21 protein-coding genes are annotated in these 17,238 nt (G+C 66.8%); 15 read left to right on the forward strand and 6 right to left on the reverse strand.

The features are described 5' to 3' along the window. The first annotated feature begins 4 nt into the window (after positions 1-4). Complete coding sequence (locus QOL57_RS04950; protein ID WP_089239558.1) at positions 5-508, forward strand: pathogenicity-like protein; 504 nt, start codon at positions 5-7, stop codon at positions 506-508. A 187-nt stretch (positions 509-695) separates the two neighbouring features. After that, the gene (locus QOL57_RS04955) at positions 696-1,913 is read left to right on the forward strand and encodes an RNA polymerase sigma factor (protein WP_089239556.1); all 1,218 of its coding nucleotides are present in this window, start codon (positions 696-698) and stop codon (positions 1,911-1,913) included. A gap of 51 nt (positions 1,914-1,964) precedes the next feature. On the opposite strand, the gene QOL57_RS04960 is transcribed toward QOL57_RS04955, so the two are convergent. Beyond that, positions 1,965-2,528, reverse strand: coding sequence for an EF-hand domain-containing protein (locus tag QOL57_RS04960; protein ID WP_089239554.1), 564 nt, complete (start codon positions 2,526-2,528; stop codon positions 1,965-1,967). A 156-nt stretch (positions 2,529-2,684) separates the two neighbouring features. Here QOL57_RS04960 and QOL57_RS04965 point away from each other — a divergent pair, with 156 nt between their 5' ends. Both QOL57_RS04965 and QOL57_RS04970 read left to right on the forward strand, forming a co-directional pair. After that, a complete protein-coding gene (locus QOL57_RS04965) occupies positions 2,685-3,440 on the forward strand; it encodes an arginyltransferase (protein ID WP_089239552.1) in 756 nt (251 codons plus the stop codon). A gap of 38 nt (positions 3,441-3,478) precedes the next feature. After that, positions 3,479-4,687, forward strand: a complete 1,209-nt coding sequence (locus QOL57_RS04970) for an endonuclease/exonuclease/phosphatase family protein (RefSeq protein ID WP_089239550.1) — start codon at positions 3,479-3,481, stop codon at positions 4,685-4,687. Between the two features lie 111 nt (positions 4,688-4,798). Here QOL57_RS04970 and purT read toward each other — a convergent pair whose 3' ends face one another. Next, positions 4,799-5,986 carry a formate-dependent phosphoribosylglycinamide formyltransferase gene (gene purT, locus QOL57_RS04975; RefSeq protein WP_089239548.1) on the reverse strand — a complete coding sequence of 396 codons (1,188 nt, stop codon included), beginning with the start codon at positions 5,984-5,986 and terminating at the stop codon, positions 4,799-4,801. A 145-nt stretch (positions 5,987-6,131) separates the two neighbouring features. On the opposite strand from purT, the gene QOL57_RS04980 reads away from it, so the two are divergent. From QOL57_RS04980 to QOL57_RS05005, 6 genes are read left to right on the forward strand one after another with little or no spacing between them, the layout of a single operon-like run. Then, positions 6,132-7,013 carry an SPFH domain-containing protein gene (locus tag QOL57_RS04980; protein WP_089239546.1) on the forward strand — a complete coding sequence of 294 codons (882 nt, stop codon included), beginning with the start codon at positions 6,132-6,134 and terminating at the stop codon, positions 7,011-7,013. 45 nt (positions 7,014-7,058) lie between these two features. After that, positions 7,059-7,238, forward strand: a complete 180-nt coding sequence (locus QOL57_RS04985; RefSeq protein WP_005412615.1) for a hypothetical protein — start codon at positions 7,059-7,061, stop codon at positions 7,236-7,238. Further along, entirely contained in the window at positions 7,235-7,414 is a 180-nt protein-coding gene (locus QOL57_RS04990) for a DUF4177 domain-containing protein (RefSeq protein WP_089239544.1), read from the forward strand. The genes QOL57_RS04985 and QOL57_RS04990 overlap by 4 nt, the downstream gene beginning before the upstream one ends. A 2-nt stretch (positions 7,415-7,416) precedes the next feature. Continuing rightward, positions 7,417-8,706 carry an alpha/beta fold hydrolase gene (locus QOL57_RS04995; RefSeq protein ID WP_089239542.1) on the forward strand — a complete coding sequence of 430 codons (1,290 nt, stop codon included), beginning with the start codon at positions 7,417-7,419 and terminating at the stop codon, positions 8,704-8,706. After that, positions 8,703-9,296 carry a PH domain-containing protein gene (locus tag QOL57_RS05000; RefSeq protein ID WP_089239540.1) on the forward strand — a complete coding sequence of 198 codons (594 nt, stop codon included), beginning with the start codon at positions 8,703-8,705 and terminating at the stop codon, positions 9,294-9,296. Before QOL57_RS04995 ends, QOL57_RS05000 begins: the two co-directional genes overlap by 4 nt. Positions 9,297-9,305: 9 nt before the next feature. After that, positions 9,306-10,115, forward strand: coding sequence for a M15 family metallopeptidase (locus QOL57_RS05005; RefSeq protein WP_089239538.1), 810 nt, complete (start codon positions 9,306-9,308; stop codon positions 10,113-10,115). Between the two features lie 257 nt (positions 10,116-10,372). Here the strand turns inward: QOL57_RS05005 and QOL57_RS05010 are convergent, their stop codons facing one another. From QOL57_RS05010 to QOL57_RS05025, 4 genes are all read right to left on the reverse strand, one after another. Then, on the reverse strand, positions 10,373-10,744 hold the full coding sequence (locus tag QOL57_RS05010; RefSeq protein WP_089239536.1) for a DUF423 domain-containing protein: 372 nt from the start codon (positions 10,742-10,744) through the stop codon (positions 10,373-10,375). 104 nt (positions 10,745-10,848) lie between these two features. Then, entirely contained in the window at positions 10,849-11,922 is a 1,074-nt protein-coding gene (locus QOL57_RS05015; protein ID WP_089239534.1) for an SRPBCC family protein, read from the reverse strand. Between the two features lie 245 nt (positions 11,923-12,167). Next, positions 12,168-12,809 (reverse strand): response regulator transcription factor, encoded by a 642-nt coding sequence (locus tag QOL57_RS05020; protein ID WP_025873873.1) that lies wholly within the window; start codon positions 12,807-12,809, stop codon positions 12,168-12,170. Further along, positions 12,809-14,014 carry a sensor histidine kinase gene (locus QOL57_RS05025; RefSeq protein WP_089239532.1) on the reverse strand — a complete coding sequence of 402 codons (1,206 nt, stop codon included), beginning with the start codon at positions 14,012-14,014 and terminating at the stop codon, positions 12,809-12,811. The genes QOL57_RS05020 and QOL57_RS05025 overlap by 1 nt, the downstream gene beginning before the upstream one ends. A 150-nt stretch (positions 14,015-14,164) precedes the next feature. Between QOL57_RS05025 and QOL57_RS05030 the strand changes: the two genes are divergently transcribed. The 5 genes from QOL57_RS05030 to QOL57_RS05050 are packed head-to-tail and all read left to right on the forward strand — an operon-like array spanning position 14,165 to position 17,202. Next, positions 14,165-14,761, forward strand: coding sequence for a GNAT family N-acetyltransferase (locus QOL57_RS05030; protein ID WP_089239530.1), 597 nt, complete (start codon positions 14,165-14,167; stop codon positions 14,759-14,761). A 2-nt stretch (positions 14,762-14,763) separates the two neighbouring features. Beyond that, positions 14,764-15,567 (forward strand): septum site-determining protein MinC, encoded by an 804-nt coding sequence (gene minC / locus QOL57_RS05035; protein ID WP_089239528.1) that lies wholly within the window; start codon positions 14,764-14,766, stop codon positions 15,565-15,567. Positions 15,568-15,603: 36 nt separating this feature from the next. Then, the gene (minD, locus tag QOL57_RS05040) at positions 15,604-16,413 is read left to right on the forward strand and encodes a septum site-determining protein MinD (RefSeq protein ID WP_089239526.1); all 810 of its coding nucleotides are present in this window, start codon (positions 15,604-15,606) and stop codon (positions 16,411-16,413) included. Between the two features lie 2 nt (positions 16,414-16,415). Continuing rightward, the gene (gene minE, locus QOL57_RS05045) at positions 16,416-16,676 is read left to right on the forward strand and encodes a cell division topological specificity factor MinE (protein ID WP_005408532.1); all 261 of its coding nucleotides are present in this window, start codon (positions 16,416-16,418) and stop codon (positions 16,674-16,676) included. A 46-nt stretch (positions 16,677-16,722) separates the two neighbouring features. Continuing rightward, positions 16,723-17,202, forward strand: coding sequence for a hypothetical protein (locus tag QOL57_RS05050; protein WP_032975950.1), 480 nt, complete (start codon positions 16,723-16,725; stop codon positions 17,200-17,202). Positions 17,203-17,238 lie beyond the last annotated feature (36 nt).

The following is a 17,238-nucleotide window of genomic DNA, read 5'->3' on the forward strand; positions in this document are numbered from 1 at the left end:
TCCGATGCGTCAGATTTTCAGCAGCCAGCGCGTGGAAACCGTGGAAGGCGTGGCCGAGCTCCTGCGCAGCCACGACATCCAGGTAAAGGTCACCAACGGGCGCTCGTACAAGACCCGTCGCCGCGGCCAGTTCAGCTATACCGACCTGGGCAATGCCGGCGCCTACCCGGCGGTCTGGGTCGTGCGTGCCGACGACCAGCCGCGCGCGCGCGAAATCCTGCGCGACGCCCGCCTGCTCGACACCACCCGCCGTGACCACCCGACCGCCGAGTTCGCCTTCCGCGATGATGTGCAGGAAAGCACCGGTGGTCGTGGCTGGGCCTGGCGCATCCGCATCGCCCTGCTGGTGGTGATCGCCGGCGTGGCACTAGTGATCGGCCTGCGCCATCGCGGTGCCCCTGCAACCCCGGCACCCGCCCAGCAGGCCCAACCGCAGCCGGCCAAACCAGTCGCGCCGGCACCGCCGGAAGAAGAGGAAGTGCGGGTCCGCATCCAGCCGGCGAAGTAGTGCCGGCCGCTGGCCGGCAACCGCCGGTAGCGCCGGGCCATGCCCGGCGAGCGCAGCGGCCTGCATCAGCGGCCGAAATGCCTGACAGGACAGCCGCCGGGCACGGCCCGGCGCTACCGGAAAAGGGCAGGTCACATTCCGCACGCAGCTCCGTCATGGGACACAATCCCTGCAGGAGCCCGCCGCCATGACGACCTTCGCCGCAAGCATCGACGACACACTGCACCGCGAACTGCCGGCCGCCAGCGGCGGCTGCCAGCAGGCCTATGGGCGCATCGTGCTGGCCTGCCAGAACACGGTCACCGCTATCGCCCTGGCCATCACCGGCGACCGCCAGGCCAGCGAGGACATCGCCCAGGAAGCGTTCGTGAAGGGCTGGCAGCAGCTGCACCAGCTGCGCAGCGCGAGCAGCTTCCTGCCTTGGTTGCGGCAGATCACCCGCAACCTCGCCCGTGACTGGCTGCGCGCGCAACGTGGCCGACCGCTGAGTGGCGAAGCTGCCGAAGTGGCTTTGACCATGGCTGCGGATCCGACCCCGGGTGCGGCGGATCGCCTGCAGCGGCTGGAAGAGGAAATCGCCGCCGAGAACATCATCTCCGCCCTGCCCGCCGACAGCCGCGAAGTACTGCTGCTGTATTACCGCGAGGGCCAGCATTCGCAGCAGGTCGCTGACCTGCTCGGCCTGAGCGACGCGGCAGTACGCAAGCGCCTGTCGCGTGCCCGTGCGCAGGTGCGCGAGGGCCTGCTGCAGCGCTTCGGCGAATTCGCACGCAGCAGCGCACCGAGTGCTGCGTTCGCAACGGCGGTGGTGTCGATGGTGATGATCGCCGCGCCCGGCACTGCCAGCGCGGCGATCCTGCTGGGAACCGGCGTCGGCGTGGGTGGCAGCAAGCTCGGCCTCGGTGGCGCCAGCGCTGCCGGCGGTACCGCGCTCGGCTCGCTGACTGCTACGCTGAGCCAGCTGCAGATGCTGCCCGCGTCAAGCTGGGCCGCAATCATCGGTGGCGTCGTCGGTGGCGCGCTCGGCAGCTATCTCGGCGGCCGTTTCCTGCTGTCGTACGCCGAGACCGGCGCCGAGCAGGTCCAGGTCCGCCGCTTCGTCAATGTCAGCACCGGCACCAGTCTGGGCTGGTGCCTGGCCATCCTGTTCACCGTGCTGCTGCAGGCACCTATGTGGACGCAGCTGTTGGTGCTGGCACTGGGCCTTGTGGTGGTCAACTACCAGTGCCTGGTGACACTGCGGCGCATCATGGCCCCGCTGCTCGCGCGTGATGCAGCCCGGCGTGGGCGTCACGGGATCAACTGGAAGTACGAATCCATGTACGGCCTGACCGGCATGATGGCGGTGAACCTGATGGTCATCGGCGCCCTGGCCTATACGATGACGCTCAGCGGCCGCCTGTAACGGACAACGCCGGCATCACGCCGGCGTTGTCGTCGATCACTGCATTGAAAATCAGCGCTGCGGCTTCGGCGCGGCGCCGTCACGCGGGCCGCCGTGGCGCCGGCCACCGTGCATCGGACCCTTGGCGGCGTCGAACTCGGCCTTGCTCAGCTGGCCGTCCTTGTTGGTGTCAGCCGCGGCGAACCAGGCGTCACGATGCTGCTTCATGCGCAGCTCGCGGTCGGCCTTGTCCAGGTAGCCATCCTTGTTGAGGTCGAGCTGGTCGAAGCGCTCGGCCAGGCGCGGATCGGCCTTGGCTTCCTCACGGCTGATGCGGCCATCCTTGTTCGCGTCCAGCTTGGCCCAGCGCTCGCCGCCGCGACCACCGTGGCGGCCATGCTTCCAGCGCGGCAGCTCATCACGCGAGAGCTTGCCGTCCTTGTTCTTGTCCAGCTCATCGAACTTCGCAGCCAGGCGCGGGTGGGCCGCCGCTTCGCTGCGGTCGACGAAGCCATCGCCATTGGTATCCAGTTTGGCCGGGCGTTGTGCCGGTGCAGCCGGGGTGTCGGCGGCCAAGGCGATACCGGTCGCGGAAGTGCCGAGCAGCAGGGCCAGCAGCAGGGGGGTACGGATCATGGGGTCACTCCTGGGAATGGGATTGGCATCGGGGTGAACACCTCACCCTCGGAGGACAACAACGCCTGACCACGACCTCGGTTGACGCAGCCGCCGGTTCCATTCATCCGGGGGACAGTCGCCGCCATTGCGACAGGCTGGAGCTATGCTGTGCCCATGGCGAGACACGGCGACAGAGACGACGAACTGCGACTGTTCCAGACCGGCGAGCACCCCTGCGGGTACTGGCCGGACCGGGTCGCGCGCGATCTGGTGCTGGACCCGCAGGACCGTCGCCTCGGCGAGCTATATCCGCTGGCCCTGAGCTGGGGCTTCCGCCGCAGCGGTGATCTGGTCTATCGCCCGCACTGTGCGAACTGCCACGCTTGCGTCGCCGTGCGCATCCCGGTGGCGCGCTTCGCCCCGGACCGCAGCCAGCGCCGCTGCGCCGCCCGCAATGCCGATCTGGAAGTGCGCATCACCGCGGCCATGCCGCGTGAGGATCTGTTCGAGCTGTACCACCGCTACCTGGTGCATCGTCATGCCAAGGGCGGCATGGACGACCACGGCCCGCACGAGTTCGAGCAATTCCTGATCGGCAGCTGGTCGCACACGCGCTTCATGGAAATGCGCCTGCCCGGCCACGACGGCCAGCCCAGCCAGCTGCTGGGTGTGGCGGTGACCGATGTGACCGAGCACGGGCTGTCGGCGGTCTATACCTTCTTCGACCCCGCCCATGCCGCGCGCGGGCTGGGTACCTTCGCGATCCTGCAGCAACTGGAGTGGGCGCGCCGCGAGGGCCTGCCACATCTGTACCTGGGCTACTGGATCCGTGAGCACCAGAAGATGGACTACAAGCGGCGCTATCGCCCGCTGGAGGCCTACGATGGCCGCCGCTGGCATGATTTCGACGACGATCTGGACGGACGCTGACAAACCACTGACACCGGGCCGGGTGCACAATACGGCCCATGAACGCCAAACCCCTGATCCTCGGCCTGGCCCTGCTCTGTGGCGCCACCGCTCCCGCCTTTGCCACGTCCCCCGCGATGACCGAAAAACCGTCTGCAGCGCTGCGCCTGGCCACCTACAACACCTCGCTGTATTCGGACGAGGCCGGCGGCCTGATCGCCGAGCTGGAAGGCGACAGCGAACACGCGCGCAAGATCGCCGCGGTACTGCAGCAGGCGCGCCCTGACCTGGTGCTGTTGAACGAATTCGACTTCGACGACGCCCATCGCGCTGCCGACCTGTTCCAGAAGCGCTACCTGGAAGTGGCCCAGCCCGGTGGCGGCAAGCCGTTGCACTTCGCCTACCGCTACCTGGCACCGGTCAACACCGGCGTGCCCAGCGGCCTGGACCTGGACAACAACGGCGTGGTCGGTGGTGAAGGGCGCGGTCGCGGCAACGACGCCTGGGGCTACGGCCTGCACCCGGGCCAGTACGGCATGCTGGTGCTGTCGCGTTACCCGATCGACGAAGCCAAGGTGCGCAGCTTCCAGCTGCTGAAGTGGAGTGCGATGCCCGGCGCGATCCGCCCGATCGATCCGCGTACCGGCAAGAGCTTCTACAACGACAGCGTCTGGTCGCAGCTGCGGCTGTCGTCGAAGTCGCATTGGGACGTGCCGGTGAAGACCCCGGCCGGCGTGGTGCACGCGCTGGTCTCGCACCCGACCCCGCCGGTGTTCGACGGCCCGGAAAAGCGCAACGCCGCGCGCAACCACGACGAACTGCGCCTGTGGCAGGAATACTTGTCCAAGGGTGACAAGCCGTGGTTGTGCGACGACAAGGGCCGGTGCGGCGGCCTGGCCCAGGATGCACGCTTTGTCATCCTTGGCGACCTCAACAACGATCCGGTCGATGGCGATGGCCGCCACGAGGCGATCGTCGAACTGATCGAGAACGCCCGCGTCCTGCGCTATCCCACCCCGCGCAGCGTCGGCGCCGAGCAGACCAGCCTGGCCTATGCGGCGAAGGGCATCGAACGCAAGGGCGCACCGTTCCATGCCACCGGCGACTTCGGGCCGAAGTCCGGCACCATGCGCCTGGACTACGTGCTGCCCTCGACCGGTTTCGAGTACATCGGCAGCGGCGTGTTCTGGCCGGCCAATGAAAGTGCCGAAGCGAAGATCGCCGACGGCAGCGACCACCACCTGGTGTGGGTGGACGTGAAGCCGTAACAGGTGTTGATGGGGTACCGACCAACGGTCGGTACCCACCGAAAATCTATACCGACCAACGGTCGGTACCCACGGGGATGTGGCCGCCGGCCATGGCCCGGCGCTACCGGTTTACGGGCGCAGTTCGACGCCGATGGCTTCTGCAGCATCACGCGCGATGGCACGCGCCTCGTCGATGGTTTCCGCACGCGCCAGGGTCACGCCGACACGGCGATGGCCATGCACGCTGGGCTTGCCAAACAGGCGCACGGCGGTATCCGGCACCTGCAGTGCGGCGGCCACGTTGTTGAAGTACGGCACGCCCTCGCCATGCGCCAGCAGCGCGCACGAGGCCGATGCACCGCTCTGGCGGATCACCGGGATCGGCAGGCCGAGGATGGCCCGGGCATGCAGCGCGAACTCGCTGAGTTCCTGCGATACCAGCGTCACCAGACCAGTGTCATGCGGACGCGGCGATACTTCGCTGAACCAGACCTCGTCGCCCTTCACGAACAGCTCGACACCGAACAGGCCCCAGCCACCGAGGTCATCGGTGATCGCGCGCGAGATCTCCTCGGCACGCGCCAGCGCCTTGTCCGACATCGGCTGCGGCTGCCAGCTTTCGCGATAGTCGCCATCCTTCTGCAGGTGCCCGATCGGCGCGCAGAACGAGGTGCCACCGGCGTGGCGCACCGTCAGCAGGGTGATCTCGTAGTCGAAGTCGATGAAACCCTCGACGATGCAGCGCCCGGCACCGGCACGGCCGCCGGTCTGCGCGTACTCCCAGGCCGGGGCGATGTCCGCCTCGCTGCGCAGCGTGCTCTGGCCCTTGCCCGAGGACGACATCACCGGCTTGACCACGCACGGCAGGCCGATCGCCGCCACGGCGTCGCGGTACTCGGCCTCGGTATCGACGAAGCGGTACGGCGAGGTCGGCACGCCCAGGGTCTCGGCAGCCAGGCGGCGGATGCCCTCACGGTCCATGGTCAGGCGCGCCGCGCGCGCAGTCGGAATCACCCGCAGGCCCTGCTCCTGTTCCAGCTGCACCAGGGTCTCGGTATGGATCGCCTCGATCTCAGGCACCACCAGGTGCGGCTGCTCCTGCGCGATCAACTGGCGCAGGGCCATCGCATCCAGCATGTCGATCACGTGCGAGCGGTGTGCCACCTGCATGGCCGGGGCATCGGCGTAGCGGTCGGCGGCAATCACTTCCACGCCCAGCCGCTGCAGCTCGATGGCCACCTCCTTGCCAAGTTCGCCCGAGCCCAGCAGCAGCACGCGGGTGGCGGAGGGGGACAGCGGGGTTCCAAGCTTGGCCATGGCGGGGTTCCAGCAGCAATGTGAAGGCGGGTGGGCATTCTATCCGGTCCAGCCGCAGCGCCTGAGGACACCCACCCGACGAACGGTAGCTAGAATGTGATATCACTTTGATATCTTCATATCGAACCCTCAAGGACGTACCGCCATGAAAGAGAAGTCGCTGTCCTCCCTCAACGGCCTCGGCACGCTCGCCGGGTCCCTGGTCGTGGCCCTCGCCGGCGGCGCCCTGTTCGTGGCCGGGGTTGCGGCGAAGGCCAGCACCGGCTCGCCCAACGTGCTGCTGATCCTGGCCGGCCTGCTGATCGCCGCGCTGGCCCTGGTCGCACTGGCCGGCCTGTACACCGTGCAGCCCAACCAAGCGGCGGTGGTCAGCCTGTTCGGCAAGTACGTAGGCACCGTCAAGGACAACGGCCTGCGCTGGAACAACCCCTTCTTCAGCAAGCGCCGCGTGAGCCAGCGCGTGCGTAATTTCGAAAGCGGCAAGCTGAAGGTCAACGAGCTGGACGGCAGCCCGATCGAGATCGCCGCGGTGATCGTCTGGCAGGTGGTCGACGCCTCCGAAGCGGTCTACAACGTGGACGACTACGAGAGCTTCGTGCACATCCAGTCTGAATCGGCGCTGCGCGCGATGGCCACCAGCTATCCCTACGACCAGCATGAGGACGGCCAGCTGGCACTGCGCAGCCACGCCAGCGAGATCTCCCAGCACCTGAAGAACGAACTGGCCGAGCGCCTGGCCGATGCCGGCGTGCAGGTGATCGATGCGCGCATCAGCCATCTCGCCTACGCCGCTGAAATCGCCCAGGCGATGCTGCAGCGGCAGCAGGCAAACGCGGTCATCGCCGCACGCACGCGCATCGTTGCCGGTGCGGTCGGCATGGTCGAGATGGCGCTGGCCGAACTGCAGAAGAACGGCGTAGTGCAGCTGGATGAGGAGCGCAAGGCGCACATGGTCAGCAACCTGTTGACCGTGCTGTGCTCGGACCGCGGCACGCAGCCGGTCGTCAACACCGGCTCGCTGTACTGAGCCACCCTCGCAACGGGGCGCCCCACCGCCCCGCCAGGAGTCTGCATGAGCGAGAAAAAAGCCTATCCGCTGCGCATCAACGCCGAGGTCCTGGCGGCCGCACAGCGCTGGGCGGACGATGAACTGCGCAGCCTCAACGCACAGATCGAATACGTGCTGCGCGACGCACTGCGCAAGGCAGGACGCCTGCCGAAACCCAAGCCATCGCCGGAGGACAAGGAATGAGCAAGCGCTGGAGCTACCTGACCGTCGAGGTCAAGACCACCATGATGGGCCTGCAGAAAGCCGACGACATCCAGGCCGAACTCAGCCGCCAGGGCCAGCTGGGCTGGGAACTGGTCAACATCATCATCCCGGCGCCGATGCGTCCGGCCCTGCTGGTTTTCAAGAAGGAGCTGTGACCATGAGCGCACGCCGTTCGTTGCTTGCTGTTTCCCTCGCCCTGTTGTCCGCCAGTGCAGCCGCTGGTGAACCGCAGCAGGTCGCAGCACGCCTGCTCGATCACCTGCAGGCCGGGCGGATCGCCGATGCCGAAGCCATGCTGACCCCGCAGATGGCCGCGGCTGTGCCTGCCGACAAGCTGCAGGGCCTGTGGCATTCGCTGGGTGAACTGAAGCAACGCGGGCCGGCGCACAGCAGCGAGCAGCAGGGCCTGCATCTGGTGGAAGTGCCGCTGCAGTTCACCGCTGGCGCGGTGATCGCGCAGGTAGCGGTGAACGAGCAGGACAAAGTAGCGGGTCTGCTAATACGCCCGGCCCCGGCCGCCAAGGCACCGCCGCCGCCGGCCGACGCGAACTACAGCGAAGCCGATTTCAGCGTGCCGCAGGCGCGCGGCGCACTGCCCGGCACGCTGTCCCTGCCCAAGGGCAAAGGACCATTCCCGGCGGTGGTGCTGGTGCATGGTTCTGGCCCGCAGGATCGCGACGAAACCATCGGTGGCAACCGTCCGTTCCTGGACATTGCCCGCGGCCTGGTCGCACAGGGCATCGCCGTGCTGCGCTACGACAAGCGCACCCATGCCCGTCCCCAGGACTTCCAGAGCGGCAGCTTCAACGTTGATGACGAGACCACCGACGACGCCGTTGCGGCGCTGAGCGCGTTGGCGGCGGACCCACGCATCGACGGCAAGCGGATCTTCGTGCTCGGCCACAGCCAGGGCGGCATGCTCGCCCCGCGCATCGCCAGCCGCTGGCCACAGGCGCGCGGCGCGATCCTGTGGGCGGCGCCGGCACGCACGTTGCTTGAACTGCTGCCCGAGCAGAACCGCTACCTGCTGTCGCTGGACGGCTCGATCAGTGCGCCGGAACAAGCGTTCCTGGACAAGCTGGCCGCGCAGATCGCCGCGGCCCGCAGCGACACGCCCGTACCCGCCAGCGAACTGCCACTGGGCGCGCCGCAGGCGTTCTGGAAGAGCATCGAAGCAGTGAACGCTCGTGGCGATGCGGTGGCATTGAAAAAACCACTGCTGATGCTGCACGGCGGCCGTGACTTCCAGGTACCGGAAACGGATTGGGCGCTGTGGAAAAAAGCCTTGGCCGAGCGCACGGACGTGCAATGGAAGGCTTACCCTGCCCTCAACCACATCGGCATCGCCGGCAGCGGCTCCAGTTCATTGAAGGAATACGCGCAGCCGGGCCATGTCGATGGGCAGCTGATCGATGACGTCGCGCGTTGGGTGGAGTCGCAACGATGAGCGGCAGTGATGCACGCACGTTCGACGTCGCCGAAAGCTCCTCGCTGCGGGTGCTGTGGGTACTGCTGCCACTGCTGGCGGTACTGGGCATCGGCATCTGGTCGCAACTGCACGACAGCCGCACCGACGCTCCCTGGATGGAGGTCACGCTGTCGCCCCCGTTCTTCCTGATGGGTGGCAGCGTGGCATGGAGCCTGGCAGTGATCGTGGTGATGGGCGTCGGCCTGGGCTGGGCGTTTTTCCGCCGCCGGGTGGAGCTGGCAGACGACGTACTGGATGTGCGTTCGACGCTGTACCGCCGCCGCACGCCGGTGGCCGACCTGCTGCTGGACCAGGCCGAGGTGGTCGACCTCGGCCGTGATCGTCGCTACGGCATCCGCTTCAAGACCAACGGCTACAGCATGCCCGGCTTCTACTCGGGGCACTTCCGCCTGCAGGGCGGCGGCAAGGGCTTTGCCCTGGTCACCGACCGCGCACGCACGCTGGTGATTCCGGTGCGCGGCGGCAGCACCCTGCTGCTCAGCCTGGAGCGCCCGCAGGCCCTGATGGAGGCGCTGCGCAAGGTGGCCGCCGCGGCGCCACGGCAGTAAGCTGGATCGATGCACCGCACCACTCCGCTGTTGATCAATACCGAGGCCGTTGAATTGTGGCCACCGCCGCTGCTGCGCGCGCGCAGCAATCTCGACGCGCGCCTGCTGGCGCGCGCGCAATGGGTGCTGCGGCGCAAGCAGGATGGCCGCTACCTGGCGGCGGTACTGGCGCACGGTGTGCACTCGCTGGTGCCGCGCCTGCCACGCGAACCCGGCGTGGAGGGAGCGCTGGCGTTGCTGGATGGGGCGCGGTCACGGCCGTTTGGCGCTGCACTGGAAGAGCAGTGGCTGCCGCTGGCCGGCCTGCAACAGCGCTTGCAGCAATTGGGCCTGGATGTGCAGCGCTATGCGCAGGACAGTGGCCTGGCGCTGGAGGCCGAGCCCTGCCTGCTGCACTTCGCCGGACGTGATCGCTTTGCGCGCCCGTTGTGGCTGCGCCGCGGTGCCGCGCAAGGCTGGCGACGGATGCGCCTGCAGGCTGCACGGGACGGCATTGCGCTGGACGCGATCTCCGGCTTCCGCAGCCATGCGTATCAGCTCGGCATTTTCGAACGGAAGCTGGCGCGCGGGCAGAGTGTGCCGCAGATCCTGCAGGTCAATGCCGCCCCCGGTTTCAGCGAACACCACAGTGGTCACGCGCTGGATATCGGCACACCGGGGGACGCGCCGGCAGAAGAGACCTTCGAGGCGACGGCCGCGTTTGCGTGGCTGCAGGCCAATGCGGGAGCGCACGGGTTCCATCTGAGCTATCCGCGCGACAACCCGCATGGGATCGTCTACGAACCGTGGCACTGGTGCTGGAAGCCGGCCAACGGCTGAGCCCCTCGTGGCGGCTGCTTGACTGCGATCCCGGGTTGGCCGGGAGGGTGGGCGGCGCAGGGGCCGCTGCAAGTACGTCCATGTAAGCTCGGGCGCGCCATCCATGGCGCTTACGCCCCTGCGCCGCCCACCCTCCCGGCCACGGACAGTTCCCGGGTGCGTTCGCCACGGAATGGAACAAGAGAGCAAAAGCAAACGCGGGTCGCTGCGCTCGAAGCCGGGCATGGCCCGGCGCTACCGATGCTTGGACGCTGCGGTCACCGCCTCAGTGCATTGATCGCCAGCAGTACCCATCCGGCCATCAGCGTGGTGCCGCCTACCGGCGCCAGCCGCGTCGGCCACTGCCACAGCGCACCGCCCAGCAGGCTGCCGGAGAACAGCAGCACGCCCAGCAGCAACACGTACAACGCCAGATGCGCGATCGCACCCTGCGCGCGCGGGCCGAGGGCCGCCAGTACCGCACCGTGGGCGAACGCGTACAACGCCGCCATGTTCAGGTGCTGCTGCGCCAGCGGATCGGACACGCCATGCGCGGCATAGGCGGACAGACCGATCGAGGCGGCTGCCAGCAGCGCGCCCAGGCAGGCCAGCAACGACGGTTTACGCGCGCGTCGTTCGGAATTGAACATGACAGCTCCTTGCGCAATGCCCGACACCGGGCTCGGGATGAAAAAAAACGCGCCGCAGGAAGCGGCGCGTTTTCGTGTCCAACACTACATGGGTCAGCCGAGGCTTACTTGACGGCCCAGTAGATGTCGTACGTTGCTTCCGGGGTGAACGACTTGTCCACGCCGTCCTTCCAGGTTTCGTACGGACGGTCGATGACTTCGTTACCCGAGGTCACGGCCCAGGCGCGCAGGGCGCTGCGGGCAACGTCCAGACCTGCCATGTGGCCGGTGTAGGCCGCATGTGCCGAACGGTGCGGAGCAACGCGGACGTACTTGACCGGAGCGCCACCGTCGATCTTGACGGTCATCGCCTCGGCGGCCGGCGCTTCAGCACCCTTCTTCTTCACCGGCTGGGCGATGTCGAAGGCGTACTTCTCAGCACCGAAGTCGGTGGTGATGACGCGCAGCGGGCCAGCGGCTTCCAGGCCATTGGCCTCGATCACGCGCTTGATCCACTCCTGGTTGTCCTTGATGGACTTGCTGATGGAGTCCTGGCCACGATCGACGTTGCCGGCGGTGACGACCAGCAGGTCCTCGGCCGGGACATCGACGATACCCAGATCGGTCAGCGGAGCTTCGGAAGTGCGGTAGTCGACATTCGGCACGGTGGCCAGCATGTTCGCCATGCGCGACAGACCCATCTTGATGTCATCGCCGATCTGGCGGCTGACATACAGGCCTGCGTAGCGGCCGAACAGGTCGAAGCCATACTTCACCGAGTAGTCCTGGGTGATCTTGACGTTGCGACCGCCCTTGCCGGTCGGCTCCAGGGTGAAGGTGCTGACCTTGTCGTGACCCTTGGTGGCGTCGTCGATGGCGATGACAACACGCTTGTTCTCTTCGGCTTCGGTCACCTTCCAGGAACCGGTGCCCAGGTCTTTGGAGGTGAAGTCGAGAGTGGCACCGACGCCGGAGACCGGGCCGGACAGCTTCAGTTCAACGGCGGGATCGCGCAGTACCAGCGGGTTCCAGTCCTTGAAGCGGCGCAGACTGCTGACCGTGTCGTACACGATCGTCATCTTGCGGTTGGTCTCGATGCTTTCGGTGATGTGACGCTCGCCCGGCAGACAGACGCCAATGATGACGAACAGGCCAGCCACGATCCCCAAGGCGATCAGGAACTCGATAATACGGGTCATTCAGAGAGTCTCCGGGGCCGATCCCACGGCCGGGTTGATTGAAGCGAAGCGCCAATCCTAGCAGGCTTCGCGGGCATTGGTTATCGGGATTGGCGCACCGGTTTCCGTGCCGGCTGCGCATTTGTATGGACAAAGAATTCGAAGGGTAACGCATCCGCGTACCCGGCAAGTAGGGGGCAAACAGGGGGCAACCCTGAATCCGGGCCCGGACTGCATGCCAAGTCTTTGTCGTTAAAGGATTTTCCTCACACCAACTGGAGTTCAAACGCTTTCAGGACCGCACGCGTACGGTCACGTACGCCCAGTTTGGAGAGGATGTTGGACACATGGTTCTTGATCGTGCCTTCGGCGACCCCCAGCGAATTGGCGATCTCCTTGTTGGAGAAACCGCTGGCCATCAGCCGCAGGATCTCGGTCTCGCGGTCGGTCAGCGGGTCGGGGCGGTCCAGACTGACGAAGTCGTTGCGCATGTGCTCCAGCCCGGACAGCAGGCGCTGGGTCACCGCCGGCTGCACCAGCGAACCGCCATCGGCCACCGTCCGGATCGCGCCGACCAGCTGCGCCAGGGTCACATCCTTGAGCAGGTAGCCCTTGGCACCGGCCTTCAGCCCGGCCAGCACCAGCTGGTCATCGTCGAAGGTGGTCAGGATGATGGTCGGCGGCAGCTGTTCCTGCCGAGACAGCACCTGCAGCGCCTCCAGCCCGGACATCACCGGCATGCGCATGTCCATCAGGACCACGTCCGGACGGATCTGCGGGATCAGCTCGACCGCCTGGCGGCCATCGGCGGCCTCGGCCACCACTTCGATGCCGTCGTCGAGCGCCAGCAGCGAGCGGATCCCCTGCCGCACCAGGGTTTGGTCGTCGACCAGGCAGACGCGAATCATCAACGCACTCCTTCAGGAACCTGGGTAAGGGCCGCCAGCACCGTTGCCGGTACCGTCGCCCGCAGCCGGAAGCCTTCGCCGGGGCGGGTCTCCACCTGCAGCTGGCCTCCACATTGTTGCAGGCGTTCGCGCATGCCGCGCAAACCATTGCCCACATTGACCGTTTCCGCCCCGACACCGTCGTCGCGGGCTTCCACTACGACCTGGTCCGTGACCTCACGGTACACCCGCAGCCACAGGTGGCGGGCGCCGGCATGGCGCACCGTGTTGGTGATGATCTCCTGGGTGCAGCGCAGCAGCACGTGGGCCCGCTGCGGGTCTTCCACGTTCAGCGGCTCCTCGATCTCCAGCTGGATGTCCAGCGAAGGCACGTGCTCGGTCAGCGGACGCAGGGCAGCGGCCAGGTCGATGGCGCCGGTCTCGCGCAGCTGGCTGACCACCTCGCGCACGTTGCCCAGCAGCAGCTTGGCCAGGGCATGTGAGCGCTTCACGTGCTCCAGCGCCTGGCCCTCGGCCAGATGGCCGGCCACTTCCAGGTTCAGGGTCAGCGCGGTCAGCTGATGACCCAGCAGGTCATGCAGTTCGCGCGAAATGCGGGTGCGCTCGTTCACCCGCGCGCTTTCGGCCAGCAGCGCACGGGTGGCGCGCAGCTCGGCATTCAGGCGACGCTGCTCCTCGCGCGCCTCGGCCTGGCGGCGGGCCACCAGCGCGATCACGAACACGAAGCTGGAGAAGCCCATGTAGCCGACGGCCTGCAGCACGGCGATGACCGGCGGGAAGCCCAGTGGCTGGATGTAGACCGGCAGCACGGCCAGGTTGCTGGCCACCAGCCACACCACACCGATGCGCGGGCCCAGCAACCAGGGCAGCAGGCCAGCCACCACCATCAGCAGGATGCTGCCCAGCGCGGTGCCGGAGAAATAGCTCACGCCGATCGCACAGGCGGTCAGCAGGATCAGCGCGGCATGGTCGAAGAAGCCGGGCCGGCTTTCGCCCAGCGAGCGGGTCAGCACCCAGTACACGAAGCCGAAGGCCAGGTAGGCCGAGGCCCAGGGAATGATCCGGAAGCCGGCCTCGCCGTCCAGGCTCTCCAGCGTCAGCGACACCGGGTCGATCAGGTAGATCGCAAGCCAAAGGCCGACGGTGCCCCAGGTGAACAACCCGGAGTAGCGCAGCATCGCATTGTGGTTGAGTCGGGCCAGCATCACCCATCGTAGCCTGTGTGTGGCTGCTCCCAAGCGCCGAAAGTCATGCTTGGGCATATCCCCCTGTTCATGCCGCAGCCCACCCCGGGCATGCAATAATCGTGCGCAGGGTCTTGTAATGGACCAACCGCGTTACCCCACGGAGTCACAATGTCGATTGTCATCCGCGACGTGCGCGAGCACGAGCTCGATTCCGTCCTGGCTTTGAACAACAATGCTGGCCTGGCCATCCTTCCCCTGGATGCCGAGCGCCTGCGCCTGTTCTATGCAACCGCTGAGTATTTCCGCGTCGCCGAGCGCGACGGCAACCTGGCCGGCTTCCTGATCGGCTTCGGCAGCGACAGCCAGCACGACAGCAGCAATTTCGCCTGGTTCAAGCAACACCTGAACACCCCCTTCTTCTATATCGACCGCATCGTGGTCGCCAGCCGCCGCCGCGGTGGTGGTGTCGGCCGTGCGTTCTACGCCGATGCGCAGAGCTTTGCCGAGCTGCGCTACCCGCAGATGACCTGCGAAGTGTTTCTCGACCACGGCGCCGATGCCGCCCTGCTCTTCCACGGCAGCTTCGGCTTCCGCGAGCTGGGCCAGAACACCATGCCGCAGGTGGACGTGCGGGCCAGCATGCTGGCCAAGGAACTGTGCAGCTTCCCGTGGGTGAACGAAACCTACGGCGGCAAGCTGCCCGATGTGGCGTGGGCACGCGACCGGCAGCTGCCGGCGCAGGCACAGCGGTCGACGGGGACTTGAGCGTGGCGGTGAATTTCGATTACGAACAGGCCGGTGAACTGAAGATCGGCCAGGTGGGCATCGCCAACCTGCGCATCCGCACCCTCGATGTTGAACGCCTCGTGCAGGAAATGCAGGAGCGGGTCAGCCGTGCGCCGAAGCTGTTCGGCCGGGCGGCGGTGATCCTCGACTTCGGCGGCCTCAGCCAGGTGCCCGACGTGTCCACGGCACAGGCGCTGGTGGATGGCCTGCGCGGTGCCGGCGTACTGCCGGTGGCACTGGCCTATGGCACCAGCGCGGTCGACCTGCTCTCGCAGCAGCTCGGCCTGCCGCTGCTGGCCAAGTTCCGCGCCCAGTACGAGCGCGCTGAAGCAGAGCCTGCCCCGCCGCCGGCACCCGCACCGGAACCGCGGCGTGCCGCGCGGGCCGAAGCGAAGGCCGCCCCGGCAGCAGCACCGGCCACGCCGATGGGCAAGGCGGCCGATGCCGCCGCGCCACAGCCGGGGCGCATGCAGCTGGGCAACGTGCGTTCGGGCCAGCAGCTGTATGCGGAAAACTGCGACCTGACCGTGATGGCCACCGTCGGCGCCGGCGCCGAGGTCATCGCCGATGGCAGCATCCATATCTACGGAACCCTGCGCGGCCGTGCGCTGGCAGGGGCCCAGGGCAACACCGCGGCACGCATTTTCTGCCGTGATTTCCATGCGGAACTGGTCGCCATTGCAGGCCATTACAAGGTGCTGGACGATGTCCCGGAAACCCTGCGCGGCAAGGCCGTGCAGGTGTGGCTGGAACAGGACCAGATCAAGATCGCTGCGCTGGACTGACGCAGCACCTCAAACAGAATCATCAGGAGAAGTCCTTTGGCTGAAATCATCGTAGTCACCTCCGGCAAAGGCGGCGTCGGCAAGACCACTTCCAGCGCCAGCCTTGCCTGCGGCCTGGCAAAGCGTGGCAAGAAGGTGGCGGTGATCGACTTCGACGTCGGCCTGCGCAACCTCGACCTGATCATGGGCTGCGAACGCCGCGTGGTGTACGACTTCGTCAATGTCGTGCACGGCGAAGCCACCCTCAAGCAGGCCCTGATCAAGGACAAGCGCTTCGACAACCTGTTCGTGCTGGCTGCCTCGCAGACCCGCGACAAGGATGCGCTGACCCAGGAAGGCGTGGGCAAGGTCCTGAAGGACCTGGCCGCCGACGGCTTCGAGTACATCATCTGCGACTCCCCGGCAGGCATCGAGAAAGGCGCCTTCCTGGCGATGTACTTCGCCGACCGCGCAGTGGTGGTGGTGAACCCGGAAGTGTCCTCGGTACGCGACTCGGACCGCATCATCGGCCTGCTCGATTCGAAGACCCACAAGGCCGAATCCGGCCAGGACGTGCCGGCCTTCCTGCTGCTGACCCGCTACACCCCGGTGCGCGTGGAAAGCGGCGAGATGCTCAGCATCACCGACGTCGAGGAGGTCCTTGGCCTGAAGGCGATCGGCGTGATCCCCGAATCGGGCGACGTCCTCAATGCCTCCAACAAGGGCGAACCGGTCATCCTGGATGGCGAATCCGCTGCCGGCCAGGCCTATGACGACGCCGTCGCGCGCATCCTCGGCGAAGAACGCCCGATGCGCTTCACCAACGTCGAGAAGAAGGGCTTCTTCAGCAAGCTGTTCGGAGGGTAAGCATGGGCCTGTTTGATTTCCTCAAAGCGAAGAAGACCACCGCCGAAACCGCCAAGAACCGCCTGCAGATCATCATCGCGCAGGAGCGCAGTCACCGTGGCGGTCCCGACTACCTGCCGCTGCTGCAGCGCGAGCTGCTGGAAGTGATCAAGAAGTACGTCAACATCGACGTCGATGCAGTGAAGGTGGATCTGGTCAAGGATGGCCAGCACGACGTGCTGGACATTTCCGTGGCGCTGCCTGAAGGCCCGGACAAACCCTGACCGCCTGCCCCGCCCGTGCCTGCATGGGCGGGGCTGCCTGACCCGCATGACTGATACCACGCCCGAACCGAACGTTACCCGCGTCGGCGACATCGCCTTCGCCGATGCCCAGCGCCTGCTCGCTGCACATGAGCTGCGGCTGCACCATGTTGCGGCCGGCGAGCCGATCCCCGGCAGTTACTGGGGCGAGCCCGAGGCCGGCATCATCGCCAGCGACGTGTACGTGCGCGATGACACGCCGGTGCACTCGATGCTGCACGAGGCCTGCCATCTGATCGTGCTGCCGCCGGAGCGGCGCGCGCAGGTGCATACCGACGCCACCGACTCGGTGCCCGAAGAAGACGCCACCTGCTACCTGCAGATCGTGCTGGCCGGGCACCTGCCCGGCGTCGGCAGCGAGCGACTGATGGCCGACATGGATGCGTGGGGGTATACGTATCGCTTGGGGTCGACGAAGGCGTGGTTCGAGCAGGATGCGGAAGACGCGAAAGCGTGGCTGATCGAACGCGGTTTGCCGGTGGCGTGATCCACCGTGAACCGGGGTCAGATCCCTTTTGCACAG

The sequence above is a fragment of the Stenotrophomonas sp. yr243 genome, from assembly GCF_900184195.1.
GTDB classification, from domain to species: Bacteria; Pseudomonadota; Gammaproteobacteria; order Xanthomonadales; family Xanthomonadaceae; genus Stenotrophomonas; species Stenotrophomonas lactitubi.

What these genes read in the sequence shown, in the direction of transcription:
- QOL57_RS04950 (WP_089239558.1), top strand. Translation starts at nt 5, where the DNA reads ATGCGTCAGATTTTCAGCAGCCAGCGCGTGGAAACCGTGGAAGGCGTG.
- QOL57_RS04955 (WP_089239556.1), top strand. Translation starts at nt 696, where the DNA reads ATGACGACCTTCGCCGCAAGCATCGACGACACACTGCACCGCGAACTG.
- QOL57_RS04960 (WP_089239554.1), bottom strand. Translation starts at nt 2,528, where the DNA reads ATGATCCGTACCCCCCTGCTGCTGGCCCTGCTGCTCGGCACTTCCGCG.
- QOL57_RS04965 (WP_089239552.1), top strand. Translation starts at nt 2,685, where the DNA reads ATGGCGAGACACGGCGACAGAGACGACGAACTGCGACTGTTCCAGACC.
- QOL57_RS04970 (WP_089239550.1), top strand. Translation starts at nt 3,479, where the DNA reads ATGAACGCCAAACCCCTGATCCTCGGCCTGGCCCTGCTCTGTGGCGCC.
- purT (WP_089239548.1), bottom strand. Translation starts at nt 5,986, where the DNA reads ATGGCCAAGCTTGGAACCCCGCTGTCCCCCTCCGCCACCCGCGTGCTG.
- QOL57_RS04980 (WP_089239546.1), top strand. Translation starts at nt 6,132, where the DNA reads ATGAAAGAGAAGTCGCTGTCCTCCCTCAACGGCCTCGGCACGCTCGCC.
- QOL57_RS04985 (WP_005412615.1), top strand. Translation starts at nt 7,059, where the DNA reads ATGAGCGAGAAAAAAGCCTATCCGCTGCGCATCAACGCCGAGGTCCTG.
- QOL57_RS04990 (WP_089239544.1), top strand. Translation starts at nt 7,235, where the DNA reads ATGAGCAAGCGCTGGAGCTACCTGACCGTCGAGGTCAAGACCACCATG.
- QOL57_RS04995 (WP_089239542.1), top strand. Translation starts at nt 7,417, where the DNA reads ATGAGCGCACGCCGTTCGTTGCTTGCTGTTTCCCTCGCCCTGTTGTCC.
- QOL57_RS05000 (WP_089239540.1), top strand. Translation starts at nt 8,703, where the DNA reads ATGAGCGGCAGTGATGCACGCACGTTCGACGTCGCCGAAAGCTCCTCG.
- QOL57_RS05005 (WP_089239538.1), top strand. Translation starts at nt 9,306, where the DNA reads ATGCACCGCACCACTCCGCTGTTGATCAATACCGAGGCCGTTGAATTG.
- QOL57_RS05010 (WP_089239536.1), bottom strand. Translation starts at nt 10,744, where the DNA reads ATGTTCAATTCCGAACGACGCGCGCGTAAACCGTCGTTGCTGGCCTGC.
- QOL57_RS05015 (WP_089239534.1), bottom strand. Translation starts at nt 11,922, where the DNA reads ATGACCCGTATTATCGAGTTCCTGATCGCCTTGGGGATCGTGGCTGGC.
- QOL57_RS05020 (WP_025873873.1), bottom strand. Translation starts at nt 12,809, where the DNA reads ATGATTCGCGTCTGCCTGGTCGACGACCAAACCCTGGTGCGGCAGGGG.
- QOL57_RS05025 (WP_089239532.1), bottom strand. Translation starts at nt 14,014, where the DNA reads ATGCTGGCCCGACTCAACCACAATGCGATGCTGCGCTACTCCGGGTTG.
- QOL57_RS05030 (WP_089239530.1), top strand. Translation starts at nt 14,165, where the DNA reads ATGTCGATTGTCATCCGCGACGTGCGCGAGCACGAGCTCGATTCCGTC.
- minE (WP_005408532.1), top strand. Translation starts at nt 16,416, where the DNA reads ATGGGCCTGTTTGATTTCCTCAAAGCGAAGAAGACCACCGCCGAAACC.
- QOL57_RS05050 (WP_032975950.1), top strand. Translation starts at nt 16,723, where the DNA reads ATGACTGATACCACGCCCGAACCGAACGTTACCCGCGTCGGCGACATC.